Genomic DNA, 15811 nt, shown 5'->3' on the forward strand with positions numbered 1-15811 from the left:
TTATCAAGTTTTCAGCCACAACCTAAGCTCTTTTAACGGCTATTTACGCCGCCAAAATCTAGATATCTGTCTTTTTGGCGATTATTAATGGTATTTAGCCATGCTAATTTTGAAGAAAAGTGTGTGAGAGAAAAATTATGACTGCGATCGCCAAACTAAAATTAAGCTTAAATTTATTAGTAGTAGCACCTTTAGCGGCAAGCCTGGCTATGATTGGCAGCTTGTCTACAGTCCACGCTCAAACTCAAGGCGATCGTAATCTAGAAACACGTTCCCAACTCCCAGCAGAAATAGCTCAGTTTTCTGTTAATAGCCAGCCAATTCCTGCGGAGTTTTTTTTAGAAGCTGCCCAACATGAAGCAACTGCTCACGAATTTGCGGAGGTGAGCGCAGCAATAAATAATCCGCAATCAAGCTTGAAAACCATTGCCGCTAATCCAGAAAATTTGGATAGTACCCAATTACAACCAACAAAATCAATTAATGCGCCGTTTCCCGGTACAACCGCTACCGATGCTACGGTTTTAAGCACCCCTATTAACCAATCCCCCATTCAACCTGATGCGGCAGAAGTAGCTCAACTCCCCCTCATTCCAGGTAGAAGCACTCGCGGTGGATCTAGTTATGTGGGAGTAGCAGGAAATATTGGTTTGAGTGGTGATACAGCCCTAGGGGATGGAAATTTTGCGATTATTAGCAAGATCGGCTTGACTCGCTCTTTAGCAGTGCGACCGGGTGTAATTTTAGGTAATGATGCTACAATCCTCCTGCCCTTAACTTACGAGTTTTCTATCCGTCAGGCAGAAGCTTTAGAAGAAGTTTTGCCAATAGCTCCCTACATCGGTGCTGGTATAACTATCTATACGGGTGATGACGATGATGATAGTAACGACGATGACGGAGGAGTGGGTTTATTGTTAACGGGCGGTGTCGATATTCCTTTAAGTCGTCAGTTTACAGCCAATGCTGGACTTAATGTGGGAATTGGTGACGAAACTGATATCGGACTATCGGTGGGAGTTGGTTATAACTTTAGCGGCTTGGGACTTTAAATAAAATATTAATTGCTGACTAATATTTAGAGATATCAGCCTGGGATTTAAACCCCAGGCTAACTAAAAAGATCGTCAAGTATTTTTAGTAGCGATCGCAGCAGCTATATTAATTACTGCGGGTTAACTTGACTTGTGACTTCTAACTTGCCGTCATCATTTACCGTCCAGACATCGTAAACGCCCAACACATCCCCATTTTCATCAATATCTACATTGCCACTAGCGCCTTGATAATTAATATCTTGACCGGATTTTAATAACTTTAACCCTTCACAAACATCCGATACTTCTGTCCCTGGGGCATTCGCAACTTCACGAATTTTGCTTTGCACACCCACCCCTGTATTTGCTTTTGCGGCTTCGGCAGCTAAAGTCAATAGCGCCGCAGCATCCCAAGTATGAGGTACGTATTCCCCTGGAGGTTGATTTTTCTTAGCTTGCCAAAGGGTGGTCAGTGTTTGTAAAGCTTTGCCATCCGCACCGGGTACAGTCCCAATTGCGCCGCTAACAATAAATTTGCCATCGCTAGATTTACCAACTTTTGCTGGAAACCCTACAGACTTTACGCCGTCAGTGAGCATAACTTGGATTCCTTGGCTAACTCCTTGCTGATAAGCTGATTTAAGCAGCAAACTTCCAGTTTCTTCATACAATACTGCCACTACTGCATCAGGTTTATTGGCAAAAGCTGCCGCCGATTCGGTATCAAAAGTAGTGGCTTTAGGATCGTAACGAGTAGGACTTGCTTCATTAACAATAGTTCCACCCAATTTTTTAAAGGCACTGACAAAGGCTCTTTCAAACCCAACGCCATAGTCATTGTTAATAACTACCGTCGAAACCCGTTTAAACCCTTTTTCCTTTGCCAATTGAGCTAAAGCTAAAGCTTGGTAGGTATCTGGGGGTGCAGTCCGCGCCCAATATCCTTTAAATTCACCTTTTTTAGCTCGTTCGGTAAATACTGGGCTAGTGCTACCAGGAGAGACTAAGACAACTTGATTGCGCGCTGCTACGCCAATTGCTGCGCCAGAAACACTACTAGCATAAGAACCTACGACCCCCGCCACTCGATCGACTTCTGCTAGTTTAGTCATTGCCGTAGTCCCAGCTACGGGGTCAGTTTGATCGTCTTGGGAAATTAAGGTAACATTTTGCCCGTTGACACCCCCACAAGCGTTAACTTGCTCTACCAATAAGGGAACTGCTGCCGCCATTTGCTGCCCAATAGTAGCTAAGTCACCTGTAAGGGGCAACAATGTCCCAATTTTTAACCCTTCATTATTGGCGGCGGTAGGGCTAGTATTAGTTTCTGCGTTAGGAGTAGTCGGCTGACAACCAACAGCTAATAATCCACTAGCTACAGCTAATGCGATCGCAAATTTATTATTCATAGAAACCTTCAACTCCTCTATTGCTATAAACTCTATTCATTACACAATTTGTAAATGAACTTGATTTTAGAACAAAGCAGCCAAAAACTGTTAGAAAAACGGAGAAGGAGGGATTCGAACCCTCGGTACGGAGTTACCTGCCGTACAACAGATTAGCAATCTGTCGCTTTCGACCACTCAGCCACCTCTCCACTGATGAGGCAATAATCAGCTTAACAGACCTAATGACAATATGCAAGCTTATTGATAAAAGTATCTAGCCTATAGGATGTTTTTATTCCTTCAAATTACTTGACTTCGCAGCCAAGCCACAGGTAAATAACGCATCTTTTTCAATCCTGGTACGTAAGCCCGTTTTTTAAACACATCGTAATCATTGCGTTCAATCTCTAACAAAATCTGACTGTAAAGCATTAAAGAGGCAAGTACAGGCCAGCGCGCATCGGGGGCGAGATAGCCAACCCCCTTTTCGGCTTGGCGGTAATATTCTTGGGTACGGCGAATTTGGAAGCGCATTAGTTCGCGCCACCGTTCATCAATTACACCCTTAAATAAATCTTGTTCTGTATAGTCAAAGCGTGCTAATTCTGCCAAAGGCAAATAAATTCGCCCCCGTCTAGCATCTTCGCCGACATCGCGCAAAATATTAGTTAGTTGATTGGCAATCCCCAATGTCACCGCTTCCGGGGTGGGATCGTAGGGCGCTGCCTGGCTCCAAGCCGCCGTATTGCACCGATTATCTATCCCCATTACCGTTGTAGACATTAAACCCACTGTTCCCGCAACCCGGTAACAGTACAAGTTTAATTCTTCAAAAGTTTCGTAACGACTGCGATACAGATCCATTTGCTGTCCGGCAATCATGTCCCGAAACGGCTGAATATCTAGCCCAAAGCGTTGAATAGTATCTACTAACGCCACATCCGGGTCTTCAATCGGTTGGAGGGCAAACAGCGATTCTAACTGTTTTTCCCATAGTTCTAGGGTTTCCGGGGTGGTAAATTCTGCTGCCGGGCCGTCAACTAATTCATCTGTCCGGCGACACCAGACATATATTGCCCAAATAGCTCGGCGCTTGGACTCGTTCATGAGCAGCGTACCGAGGTAAAAAGTTTTGGAATACTTCGCCGTAATTTGGCGGCAAAGTTCGTAGGCATCCTCTACAGAGACTAATTTTCTCATGCACGGGGATTCAGGCAGTTGCAGCATTCGTTGCAGTCTGGAGTGGCGTTTGTAAGGGATCGGACAATGTTGTTTCAATTTTGGTGCTGGCGATCGCCTGCGCTGTTAGCTTACCAGAAAATACGGCTCCTTCCATACTTGCTAGGTAGCGTTGCATGGTGTAATCCCCCGTTAAAAAGAAATTTTTAATCGGGCTTGTTTGATCGGGGCGATACTCTTGGCGACCGGGAGTAGCTTTGTAAACCGATCGTGGGGTTTTGACTACGTGATATTTTAGTAATTTGGCTTGGTCTTCGCCGCTAAAATGATCGGGAAATAATTTTGCAAGTTCGCACTTTGTAGCGGCAATAATTTCCTCGTCAGACTTACTAATCCAATCCTTTGCTGGCGCAAGCACTAATTCCAACATCGATCTATTCGGGTTAGCGTATTCGCGGCAAGTATTGCTCATATCGGCGTAGACATTTAGTAAAGGCGATCGTGAAAATAATAAATGATCGATATCTGTTAGCTTGCGGTCAAACCACATATGGACGTTTATTACTGGTACGCCTTCTAATCCGTCTAATTTTTGAAAATACTCCATTGCTCGCCAAGGCTCTGGAAGTAGTAGTTTTAGAGGATCTACAGGGATGGCTGAAACGTATAAATCCGCTGTCAAAACTTCTTCGGCTGCTCCTTTTACTCCCCGCAGTAAAAAAGCTTTAACCGAGCCATCGGGGTTGAGCATAATTTCTTTAAGCGGTGCGTTTAAACGCACTTCGCCGCCACCCTTGGTAATATGGTCTACTATTGGCTGGCACAGTCTTTCGGTGGGCGACCCATCTAAAAACGCCATTTTCGAGCCATTTTTTTCTTGCAGGAAGCGATTAAGCGCCGTTAGCAATATCGTTGCTGAAATTTCATCAGGGCCAATGAAGTTCAGCGATTTACTCATGGCAATAAATACTTCTTTATTGACTCTTTCAGGGATCTTGTGATTTTTTAGCCACTCCGTCCAAGAATACTTGTCCATTGCCTCGACGTACTTTTGCCCTTGAATCATCGCCGGAATTAAGCCAATCCCAAAGCGGATTTTTTCATTCCAGGTCAACATATCGTTGTTACCCAAAATTGCGGCGATCCCATTAATCGGCGCTGGCAAATCGGGAAAGTCAAAACGGCTGTAAGTTCCTGGATTGTCGGGCTGGTTGAAAATCATTGAGTGTTCTTTCCACTGCAAACGATCTTCAATATCTAATTCTTTGAATAATTGCAACATATTGGGGTATGCCCCAAAGAAAATATGCAGCCCAGTTTCGTACCAGTCGCCGTCTGCATCTTTCCATGCTGCCACTTTACCGCCCAATACATCCCGGCTTTCCAAGACTATCGGCGTGTGACCCGCATCTGTTAGATATTTAGCACAGGACAGTCCTGCTAGACCTGCCCCGGCGATCGCTACTCGCATATAGAATTTTTACTTGTAAGGATTATTAATGTTTCTGGGTTTAATTATACTTTGCATTCCGTTACACTTTGCACCAGAAACAGCACTATTTAATCACAATTACTTAGCTATATGAGTATTTGCGGTCAGAAAATTACTAATTTTTACCCTTTTACCCCGCTTCCAGCTTCTGTTGGCACAATATAACGCTGTAAAAATAAAAATAGCCCTAACACCGGAGCAATAGAAATTACCGATCCTGCGGCAATTAAGCGCCAATCTAAAGAAAATGTCCCAGCTAAATTGGCGACTCCCAAGGGCAACGTGTACAACTGCGGGCGATCTAAAACTATCAATGGCCACAAAAAATCGCTCCAAGAGCCGATAAATACAAATATTGCCAAGGTCATCAAGGCAGGGCGAATTGAAGGTAGCATTATATGCCACCACAACCCCAATTCTGTACAGCCATCCATTCGGGCTGCTTCTTCCATTTCTTTGGGTACAGCCGCAAAGGCTTGGCGCAGTAAAAATATACCAAAAGCTGAAGCGATCGCGGGAAAAATAATTCCTATATAAGTATTTCTAATTCCTAGCTGGACAGTCAAGATATACAAGGGAATCATCACTATTTGAAACGGGATCATAATTGTGGAAATAATCAAGCTAAAAATTACTTCTTTTCCCCGAAAATTCAACCTTGCTAAAGGGTAAGCGGCTAAAGCGCAAAATATTAAATTTAATCCTACGCTTAGTAGGGCGATCGCACTACTGTTAAATAAGTACGTCCCGAAGGGGTTTGTTTGCCACACTCGCACGTAATTATCTATTGTGGGCTGGAGTGGCAACAATTGTGGTGGAAATTGAAATATGTCTTCCGTGGGCGATTTTAATGAGGTACTTACTAGCCATAGTAACGGCAACAACATTAATAAAGCTATAACTACTAATACTCCATACCTAATAACGTTACCCCACCACTGTTGTTGATAAATTCGATTTCTTGCTGACATTTCTTCCCCTAGCTATTTAATTTATCTCTAATTTTTTGACAGCAAATTTGTTTATTTGCCTGCTTATTTTTGTTTAGCAAATTGTTAGTTTATTTTCTAAAAACCCCTTGACTTTTGTAGATTGAATGTCATATTATGAGATTGTATTTGTCTGACTAAATGCTTGCTAAAAGTAGGTGGTTGGAGCGCAAAGGAGAATTCTCCTTTGCGCGGCTGGAATTAAAGTTAGTCAAGCATTATTAATCCTTTTTCAGTACAAACGCCGTGGAGTTTTTGATCCCAACAATTAATTGGTAATTGGGGCAAAAAAGCAAAATCAAAAACTATTCCTATAGTGGGTATAGCTGCCCAGAGAGGAGAACTAAGCAAGCGGTCATAATAGCCGCCTCCATAGCCTAAACGATAGCCTAGCGCGTCGCAAGCCACCGCCGGAACAAGAATTAAATCTATCTGTTCTGGGGGTAAAAGGGGCGCTGTTAAGAGCGGTTCTAAAATGCCGTAGCAGTTAGTTTGTAAAGGTTGAGAAACAGCCCAGCTATGCCAAACTAAATTGTTATCTACACAGAGAGGAAAACCCCAAGTACACTCAGTCGTAAATAAACAACTTAAGTCTGGTTCAAAGCGAAAACTAAAATAAGCGGCAATAGTTTTAGAGTTGACAAAAAGAGGAGATGATTGCAAAAGATCGCAAATACCTTGACTTTTTTCTTGCCACTGTGACAACGATAGCGATTGACGTTGGTGCAAAAGTAATCGTCTTAATTGACTTTTGGTTGCTTGCGGATTAAAAGTAATAATAAATTGCCCGTAGTTTAGAGTAGAGACGCGCTAATAAAACGCATCTCTATGGTAACTTTTAAGTAGAGTGCTGACGATACCAAGCGATCGTATTACTTAGCCCTTGTTTAAAATCTACTTGAGCCGTAAAGTCAAAAGCCTGCTTTGCGCGCTGAGTATCCAAACAACGGCGCGGTTGACCGTTAGGTTTATCTGTTTGATAGACAATTTCGCCATCAAACTCCATCAACTGGCAAATTAAACTAATCAAGTCACGGATAGAAATCTCATAACCCGTTCCCAAATTTACTGGTTCTGCCTCGTTATAAGCCACTGTTGCCATCACAATCCCTCGCGCCGCGTCTTCCGAGTAGAGAAATTCACGCGTCGGAGTGCCATCACCCCAAACGGGAAGTTGCTTATCTCCCCGTTGCTGTGCCTCATGGACTTTACGAATTAAAGCTGGGATAACGTGAGAACTATCAGGATGAAAATTATCTTCAGGCCCGTACAAGTTTACAGGCAATAGATAGATACCGTTAAAGTTGTATTGCTGACGATAAGCTTGGAGTTGAACTAGCAAAGCTTTTTTAGCAACGCCATAGGGAGCATTAGTTTCTTCAGGGTAGCCATTCCAAAGGTCATCTTCAGAAAAAGGTACGGGGGTGAACTTTGGATAAGCGCAGATTGTACCGACACAAACAAACTTTTCAATTCCCCCTTGATAGGCACAGTGAATTAATTGTGCGCCCATAATTAGGTTGTCATAAAATAATTCTCCAGGCTTGACTTGATTTAAACCAATTCCGCCCACATGAGCCGCTAGGTGAATTATGATGTCTTGATGTTCGACCGCCCTTTGGCAGTTTTCTAAAACGCGCAAATCGCTATTTTGGGATCTAGCTACAGTAATTTTGTTTTTATCTGCCCCAGCAGCGCCTAGTTGAGCAATAACTTGGCGACCCAAAAATCCCGCCCCACCTGTAACAAGAATCCGTTTGTCTTTTAAATCTAAAACGGTCATGATTTTATTGCTTTTACCTAAGTTAAAATTGATTGCTAATCTGTTGGCGAATGGTCGCTAAATCTCCCAGAGCTTGAGTACCGTTACCATTAGTAGAAATATGACCTAAAGCTTGTAAATCGGCTTCTACCATAATTGCTACTAATTGCTTAAAAGTAACGGTAGGTTCCCAACCTAGTTTTTGCTTGGCTTTACTAGGATCGCCAATCAATAATTCTACTTCGGCGGGGCGCAAATAGCGCTCGTCAAATTCTACATAGTCGTGCCAATCAAGATTGACATAACTAAAAGCTAGATCGAGAAATTCTTGGACGCTATGAGTTTCCCCAGTAGCAATTACATAGTCATCGGGCTGTTGTTGCTGTAACATTAACCACATAGCTTTAACATAATCTTTGGCGTAGCCCCAATCGCGTTTAGCATCGAGGTTGCCAAGATAAGTTTTTTTCTGTTTGCCTGTGACAATCCGAGCGATCGCTCTAGTAATTTTGCGCGTGACAAAGGTTTCGCCACGCCGGGGAGATTCATGGTTAAATAAAATGCCGTTACAAGCAAATAGATCGTAAGATTCGCGGTAATTTATAGTTTGCCAATGAGCGTAAACTTTAGCACAGGCGTAGGGACTGCGCGGATAGAAAGGTGTGGTTTCTTTTTGCGGTACTTCCTGAACTAAACCATACATTTCTGAAGATCCCGCTTGATAAAATCGCACTTCAATTCCCGTGCGTTGTTGATAATCTCTAATTGCTTCTAATAACCGTAGTGTCCCCATTCCCACTGTATCAACGGTATATTCTGGCGAATCAAAGCTAACTCGGACGTGAGACTGAGCGCCTAAATTATAAATTTCTATAGGTTTAACGTCTTCTAAAATTCTTCTTAAAGTTGTACCGTCGGTTAGATCGCCGTAATGTAAAAACAACCGCGCCCCTTCTTTGTGGGGATCTTCATACATATGATCGATGCGATCAGTATTAAATGTTGAGGTGCGGCGAATAATTCCGTGAACCTCGTAACCTTTTTCTAGTAAAAGTTCCCCTAAATAAGAACCATCTTGTCCGGTAATCCCTGTAATCAGCGCTCGCTTGCTTTGGCTCATAGTAGTTATTCCTTTTGGGTAGTTACAATTAAATACTTATCTGATACAAGTTAGCAGATGAGTGAGATTTTTCCAATGATTAGTATTGAATAAGTTTAACTACCTGCTCAAATTATCTAAACCGTACTTATTATTACGCTTAACAATTTAGGCTTAATACTTTGGGCAAACAATTTTGCTAGAAATAAATAACTTAATGTTTGTAACTTATTTTTTAGGAAAAGTTACTAATATTTATTTATTTTTATTAAAAAATAAATAAGCAAAGGTTCGAGCTATCTATTGCATCGAACCTCTGGGATAATATCGCTTTAGTAAGCACCATTATTCTTAGGGACAACCACAACTCCAATTGTTTTGATAATTATCCATATATCTAACCAAAAACTATAATTTTTGGCATAGTAAAGATCGATCTGTATCCGGCGACTATAAGGGATATCGTTGCGTCCCGATACTTGCCATAATCCGGTAAGACCGGGTTTTATAGTTAATATCTGATCGATGTAGCAACCATATTTAGGTAGTTCTTCTACTACTAATGGACGCGGGCCTACTACACTCATATCTCCTTTTAAAACATTCCAAAATTGCGGAAATTCATCCAGGCTAGTTAGACGTAAAAACCTGCCAACTTTAGTAATGCGGGGGTCTTGTTTTAGTTTGAAATTATTTTCAAACTCTTGCCGCAATACTGGAGAATCCATTAAATCCATTAGTAATTCATCCGCATTATTTACCATAGTACGAAACTTGATACAGGTAAAAGGTTGGTAATTTTTGCCAACTCTTTTTTGCAGATAAAAAATTGGACCTTTTGAACTTATAGCAATTAACGAAATTAGCAATAAGTACAATGGAGAAAATACAATTAACACCAAAAGCGAAAATACAATATCAAATAGCCGCTTAGTAAACTCTTTGTTTAAGCGCCACGAAGGGTAAAGATTTTTAGATAATCTTCGTCCTGAAGGCAGTGATTCAGTCTTTGATTCCACCCTGCTAGGAGCAACGCGAACCATAGAATTCGCTTTCAAGTTCCACTTACTACTGTGTTGAACCCAATTGCGATCGCCTTTCACGAACGCCCTTAATCGCTTGCCAAAGAGGAGTGAATGAGCCGTCATCATACTCCTTAACACAATCCACACCACACATAGTCCCGATCTTAAAGCCAGATGACCATAAATAAAGCGAATTTGGTTTAATTCATCGCAGTTAACCTAAAAAATATATTTTGTCTGCTAAGAGCGAGCCACCTAGAGATTTTTTTAATCTCTAGGTGTGTCTGCCTTTGCGGGATTAAAAGCCATAGTTATTACCTTTATTTTGCCAAAAATATCTCTAATCAATCCCCAAGTCTCCCCAAACTAAATTGTTGCCAGGAATTTTCAACAAAATTCAAATAACGCTTTTGAAAGATTGTAGGCGCAAACTGTCTAGCATGGGTGTAGACGATCTCAGAATGAAAATTTTTGGCATACCCTTCAAACTTCTCTACGGCTGCTACTAGCGCCGCCACCGTCTGCGTCTTGAAGAATAAACCCGTACCGTTTTTTGGCTGCTCACAGATATCTACAACCGTTTCTAGCGCTCCTCCAGCCCCATAGGCAATAACTGGTGTTCCGCAAGCTTGCGCCTCTACTACAGCAATACCAAAGTCCTCGTAGGCTGCGTAAATAAATGCTTTGGCTTGAGATAAATATTTTTCTACTACTTCGTTGGATTGCGCCCCTAATATCTGAACATTAGGCGCGGCCAATTTCCGCAAAGTGTTAAGTTCTGGACCCTCGCCAATCACAATTAATGGGCGTTGTAATTGATTAAATGCCTGCACAATTAAATTTACCTGTTTGTAACTTACTAGCCGAGAAACAGTGACATAAAAATCTTGTTTTACATCCACAAAAGGAAAACGTTCAATATTTACAGGGGGGTAAATCACTGTTGCTTTCCGGCGATAGCTACGCCAAATTCGCCGCGCCGTGTTTTGGGAGTTGGCAATAAAGTAGTCTACTCGGTTAGCTGTAAGTACATCCCACTGGCGCAATTGATGCAGCAAGTAGCGAGTAAAAATTCCCGGTACACCTCTACCCATTTGACTGCTACGCAGGTAATCAAAGGTCAATTCCCAAGCAAAACGCATGGGAGTATGACAGTAACAAACGTGCATTTGAGTCGGGCTAGTCAAAACTCCTTTGGCAACGGTATGAGAGGAGGAAAGAATAATGTCATAACTGCGTAAATCTAGCTGTTCGATGGCAAAGGGCAATAAGGGTAAGTACTTTTGAACGCCGTTTTGACTATAGGGAAGCTGTTGAAGAAAAGTTGTCCCAATGGAACGCCCAAATAAATAACTTTGGGGGTTGGTGGATTCAAAATCAATTAAGGCATACAAGTCAACCGCTTCAAGGCTATTGATGATTGCTTGGACTACAAGTTCGGAACCACCGGTAGCTTTTGGCGTTAACCATTCATGGACGAGGGCATATTTCACAGAAGATTAAAACAAGTGAGGGTTAATTAAACTGATTTTAAAGATGCGATCGCCCAATTACTGATAACCTCGATCAAGGAATAGGCGAATTTTAATCTGAACATGAGAATTTTAATTATCGGTGGTACTCGGTTTATTGGCGTGTATCTTACAAAGCTATTAGCAGCTACAGGTCATGAAGTCGTTTTATTTAATCGCGGCAATCATCCCGCCCCAGTTTCAGGTATAGAACAAATTATTGGCGATCGCACAGTCGCCGACGAAATTACCCAAAAATTATCCTCACAACATTTTGATGCCATTTTTGATAATAACGGACGCGAACTAGCCGATACTCAACCAGTAGCTGAATTATTTGCTCATAAAGTTCAGCATTTTATTTACATGAGTTCGGCGGGGGTTTATTTACCAGCAATGGAACTTCCCCATGGGGAGGGAGACGCAGTCGATCCTAAAAGTCGCCACAAAGGCAAACATGAAACTGAGGCTTATTTAACTAAACTCGGTATTCCTTTTACTTCTATTCGCCCAACTTATATTTACGGGCCGCAAAATTATAATCAGCTTGAAAGTTGGTTTTTTGACCGCTTAATACGCGATCGCCCTATCCCTATTCCTGGTAGCGGCGTACATCTAACTCAACTAGGTCATGTAGAAGATTTGGCTGCCGCCATGGCGCAAGTATTAGGTTGCAAACGGGCGATTGGGCAAATTTATAATGTATCCGGCGATCGCTACGTTACTTTCGACAACTTAGCGCGTGCTTGCGCTGTAGCTATGGGTAAATCGCCAGAAAATGTTAAAATTGTCCATTACGAGCCAAAAAGCTTTGATTTTGGCAAACGCAAGGCTTTTCCTTTCCGCCTTCAACATTTTTTTGCTTCTACTGCCAAAGCTACCAGCGAACTAAACTGGCAACCTAAATACGATCTAATTTCTGGGCTAAAAGACTCTTTCCATAATGATTATTTAGCCACGGGTAAAGATAAGTTAGACGTTGATTTTAATGTTGATGAGCAAATTATTACAGTTAGAGACTAATCAGGGCGTGCCTACGCCCTAAAACTCAAGCTTCTTTTTGTTTGCCACTTTGGGGCATGACATAAATTAACCCAGAAATTAAAGTTATGGCTACAGCAATCCAAAAACTAATTTGGGCAACTGTTACGCCAATTTCTGGTAGTGGTGCAATTAAAAGTGCGATCGCGATTATTTGACTAATAGTTTTGACTTTACCCCAAATATTTGCTCCTACAACGGCGGTAGATCCAGTTAAGCCAGGGGTGACGCGCCACCCAGCAATGCTTAATTCCCGCGCCAATATTAAAAATACCCCCCAAGCGGGAACTTGCCCTAGTTGAATTAAAGCAAGTAACGGAGTTAGCACCAATAATTTATCTACTAACGGATCGAGAAATTTACCTAATTGCGTGACTTGGTCGAGCTTGCGTGCTAAATAACCATCTAGCCAATCTGTTGCGGCGGCAACTAAAAACACTATCGTGCTAAAAATGCGGGTTTCTACCGTCGGCGATGCCAAGCAATAAAGTAAAATTGGCAAGGCAAGCAGCCGAGATAATGTAATCCAATTGGGCAAATTCATAAATTTTTAGGTTCTAGTCGTAGCTACGGGCAATAGTAAACTACAACGACTAATGCAAAGAAGCAAAATTTGCGCCGCAGACTTTCTCGAAGTTGGATCTAATGTTGAGTTATGTAGATTAAATCTAAAACCGCTCTAAATATTAATTTGAGCGGAGTTATTACTTTTAAGCCTTCACTTATCTACCCATGATCTCCAGTCTTACTGGGGCAACACCGCTTTGCATAACTCCCACTATTCGAGCCGCCGCCGCCGAAAGGTCTATAATTCGTCCCCGCACATGAGGACCCCGATCGGTAATTCTCACAACTACAGAGCGACCAGTGCGTACATTAGTTACTCGTACCTTTGTACCGAAAGGTAAGCTACGATGAGCGGCGGTTAAGCCATTTTGGTTATATCTTTCACCATTAGCACTGCGACGACCGTTAAACCCCGGTCCATACCAAGAAGCCATGCCATGAGAACCGACTTTAACAGCTTGGGCAATAACTTGTTTTGCCTGCTTGATAATTTGGGGTTTTGGCTGCGGTATTCCCGCAATGGTGTTTAAGGGCGGCCCATTCACCAAAAGTCGGCGCAGGCGATTAGTTACTTGTAAAGCATCTCGTGCTGGATCTTTGGTTGTATCTGGCAATAAAGTTTCGCTGTTAATCTCAACTAATTCTTCACCGTTAATTTTGACGGCATAGCGATTTTTACTTTTCCAACTTACGCCAATTTCCTCAGTTTCCAAACTTGCTAAGTTAATTTGATTGAGCTTGGCGGCAACTCTTGTTGCCCGCCAAACTGGGCTGGGACTATCTGGCAATGATTGGGCAATATTTGCAACTTTACTTTTTTCGGTAGTTGCAACTTTAACTTCTTGAGAGCTATGAATGGATTTGGTAGAGCTAGTAACTTGAGGCTTGGCACTCAAAAACGTCAAAATTGGAAGATTGTGGATGTAAATAGTTGCCGCTTGACGATTGGAACCAATGTCTTGATGGGATTGAATTCTGGCAATTACCGCACCATCACCACCATCTGTTTGTTTTTTAACTGGGGACTGATACTCACCTACTTTTACCACCACCTGCAAAGATTCTTTTGCATTGGTGTTAGCACTAGACCTTATTTGGCTGTCGCTTGATTTGACCACCTTTCCTATTTCAGCGAGGCTTGCCATTGGTATTGCTAAGGTAGTTGTTAGCAGGGCGGCAGTAGTCCACAAAATTTGTTTATTCATGTATCCGTTGTGTTGACAATTGAAGGTTTGCAGTTAAGTCAGTATTGGAGATATTGCTTAGGAGCAATCGTCTATACTCCCCAAACTCGGACTCGTTATGTCTTTATTTTTTGATTAACAACTGCAACAGACTAACACGAAGGTTTTGCCTTGGGGATCAGTGATATAACGCAAAAGACACAAAACTAATCTATACTTTTGACAGAGGACATTAGGCTAAATGCAGTCTAGGCAAATGTTTGCTGGCTTTTATTGCCCTAACTAATCTGAAGAAAAAAGTTACAAAACTTTACAAAACTTAGAAGATTTTGAACTCGGCGAAATTAACAGCACATAGATTTGTAAAATACATCGTGGACGTGCGATCGCAATTAAGGCAGTTTCGTTTTTATGGATTATCGAGAGGCTGGGGTAGATGTGGAAGCTGGGAGAGCATTTGTAGAAAGAATACGGAATTTAGTTCATAGCACTCATAGACCAGAAGTAATTGGTGGACTAGGGGGATTTAGCGGTTGTTTTCAACTCCCTGGAGGTTTCAAAGAGCCAGTTTTAGTTTCTGGGACTGATGGTGTAGGCACGAAGTTAAAATTAGCTCAAGTTCTCAATTGTCACGACACTGTAGGGATAGATTTAGTGGCAATGTGTGTAAATGATGTCCTGACAACGGCAGCAGAACCAATATTTTTTTTAGATTATTTAGCCACAGGTAAATTAAACAGCGACCAATTAACCGCCGTAGTCACCGGGATAAGTACAGGATGCAAAGTAGCTGGGTGTGCTTTGTTGGGAGGCGAAACCGCCGAAATGCCTGGGTTTTATCAGCCCGGTGAGTATGATTTAGCTGGTTTTTGTGTAGGGATTGTGGAAAAGAATCGGATGCTAGACAGATCCCAAGTCCGGGTTGGTGATGTGGCGATCGCCTTAGCCAGCGACGGCTTACACAGTAATGGTTTTAGTTTGGTACGCAAAATTGTTGACGAGAGTAAGCACAACTTGGGCGATCGCATTGAGGGTATGGGCGATCGCAGTCTAGGAGAAATATTACTAGCGCCGACGCGCATATACGTTAAACCCGTGCTAGCGGCTTTAGCTAGGGAACTAGAAATTCATGGCATGGCTCATATTACCGGTGGCGGTTTGCCAGAAAATCTACCGCGTTGTTTAGGCGAAAATCAATCCCTACGCGTAGATTGTCATAACTGGGTAATTCCACCAATTTTTAACTGGTTAGCTGAAGTTGGCTCCGTTAGTAACTCTGCCATGTTTAATACTTTTAATATGGGTATTGGTTTTGTCTTATTAGTAGCGCCTAGCCAAGCTAGGCAAGCTGTGGAGTGGTTTAATTCCCAAGAAATTGCCGCCTATGCGATCGGCGAAGTGATTTCTGGAACGGGTAAAGTAGAAGGTATACAAGATATTAGCTAACTACAAAGTAGAATCAGGCTGTAAAATCCTGTCTTATAAAGTCCGCACTGCCTGTAAGTGAAAAAATTAGGCGCTGCTGACAAAAAAT

14 protein-coding genes and 1 tRNA gene are annotated in these 15811 nt (G+C 42.2%); 3 read left to right on the top strand and 12 right to left on the bottom strand.

The window, feature by feature from the left end:
* Window positions 1–137 precede the first annotated feature (137 nt).
* The gene (locus tag SYN7509_RS0201770) at window positions 138–1052 is read left to right on the top strand and encodes a hypothetical protein (RefSeq protein WP_009634109.1); all 915 of its coding nucleotides are present in this window, start codon (window positions 138–140) and stop codon (window positions 1050–1052) included.
* A 113-nt stretch (window positions 1053–1165) separates the two neighbouring features.
* Here SYN7509_RS0201770 and SYN7509_RS0201775 read toward each other — a convergent pair whose 3' ends face one another.
* The 10 genes from SYN7509_RS0201775 to SYN7509_RS0201820 form a co-directional block, all read right to left on the bottom strand.
* Window positions 1166–2446, bottom strand: a complete 1281-nt coding sequence (locus tag SYN7509_RS0201775) for an ABC transporter substrate-binding protein (RefSeq protein ID WP_009634110.1) — start codon at window positions 2444–2446, stop codon at window positions 1166–1168.
* 99 nt (window positions 2447–2545) lie between these two features.
* Window positions 2546–2637: transfer RNA gene (locus tag SYN7509_RS0201780), tRNA-Ser, on the bottom strand.
* Window positions 2638–2728: 91 nt separating this feature from the next.
* On the bottom strand, window positions 2729–3655 hold the full coding sequence (crtB, locus tag SYN7509_RS0201785) for a 15-cis-phytoene synthase CrtB (protein WP_009634111.1): 927 nt from the start codon (window positions 3653–3655) through the stop codon (window positions 2729–2731).
* A complete protein-coding gene (gene pds / locus SYN7509_RS0201790; protein ID WP_009634112.1) occupies window positions 3639–5078 on the bottom strand; it encodes a 15-cis-phytoene desaturase in 1440 nt (479 codons plus the stop codon). The genes crtB and pds overlap by 17 nt, the downstream gene beginning before the upstream one ends.
* Window positions 5079–5221: 143 nt before the next feature.
* Complete coding sequence (locus tag SYN7509_RS0201795; protein ID WP_009634113.1) at window positions 5222–6070, bottom strand: carbohydrate ABC transporter permease; 849 nt, start codon at window positions 6068–6070, stop codon at window positions 5222–5224.
* 225 nt (window positions 6071–6295) lie between these two features.
* Window positions 6296–6868, bottom strand: coding sequence for a 5-formyltetrahydrofolate cyclo-ligase (locus SYN7509_RS0201800; RefSeq protein ID WP_028954045.1), 573 nt, complete (start codon window positions 6866–6868; stop codon window positions 6296–6298).
* Window positions 6869–6926: 58 nt separating this feature from the next.
* Complete coding sequence (locus SYN7509_RS0201805; protein ID WP_009634115.1) at window positions 6927–7871, bottom strand: GDP-L-fucose synthase family protein; 945 nt, start codon at window positions 7869–7871, stop codon at window positions 6927–6929.
* Window positions 7872–7893: 22 nt separating this feature from the next.
* The gene (gene gmd, locus SYN7509_RS0201810) at window positions 7894–8970 is read right to left on the bottom strand and encodes a GDP-mannose 4,6-dehydratase (protein ID WP_009634116.1); all 1077 of its coding nucleotides are present in this window, start codon (window positions 8968–8970) and stop codon (window positions 7894–7896) included.
* 311 nt (window positions 8971–9281) lie between these two features.
* Entirely contained in the window at window positions 9282–10100 is an 819-nt protein-coding gene (locus tag SYN7509_RS0201815; RefSeq protein WP_432205678.1) for an undecaprenyl-phosphate galactose phosphotransferase family protein, read from the bottom strand.
* Between the two features lie 218 nt (window positions 10101–10318).
* On the bottom strand, window positions 10319–11467 hold the full coding sequence (locus SYN7509_RS0201820) for a glycosyltransferase (protein ID WP_009634118.1): 1149 nt from the start codon (window positions 11465–11467) through the stop codon (window positions 10319–10321).
* A gap of 102 nt (window positions 11468–11569) precedes the next feature.
* On the opposite strand from SYN7509_RS0201820, the gene SYN7509_RS0201825 reads away from it, so the two are divergent.
* The gene (locus SYN7509_RS0201825) at window positions 11570–12508 is read left to right on the top strand and encodes an NAD-dependent epimerase/dehydratase family protein (protein ID WP_009634119.1); all 939 of its coding nucleotides are present in this window, start codon (window positions 11570–11572) and stop codon (window positions 12506–12508) included.
* A gap of 25 nt (window positions 12509–12533) precedes the next feature.
* On the opposite strand, the gene pgsA is transcribed toward SYN7509_RS0201825, so the two are convergent.
* On the bottom strand, window positions 12534–13070 hold the full coding sequence (gene pgsA, locus SYN7509_RS0201830; RefSeq protein ID WP_009634120.1) for a CDP-diacylglycerol--glycerol-3-phosphate 3-phosphatidyltransferase: 537 nt from the start codon (window positions 13068–13070) through the stop codon (window positions 12534–12536).
* A gap of 178 nt (window positions 13071–13248) precedes the next feature.
* Window positions 13249–14298: a septal ring lytic transglycosylase RlpA family protein gene (locus SYN7509_RS30860; protein WP_009634121.1), complete on the bottom strand. Its 1050-nt coding sequence runs from the start codon at window positions 14296–14298 to the stop codon at window positions 13249–13251.
* Between the two features lie 390 nt (window positions 14299–14688).
* Between SYN7509_RS30860 and purM the strand changes: the two genes are divergently transcribed.
* The gene (purM, locus tag SYN7509_RS0201840) at window positions 14689–15723 is read left to right on the top strand and encodes a phosphoribosylformylglycinamidine cyclo-ligase (RefSeq protein WP_009634122.1); all 1035 of its coding nucleotides are present in this window, start codon (window positions 14689–14691) and stop codon (window positions 15721–15723) included.
* Window positions 15724–15811: the final 88 nt, after the last annotated feature.

Source organism: Synechocystis sp. PCC 7509 (assembly GCF_000332075.2).
Classification (GTDB): domain Bacteria; phylum Cyanobacteriota; class Cyanobacteriia; order Cyanobacteriales; family Chroococcidiopsidaceae; genus Aliterella.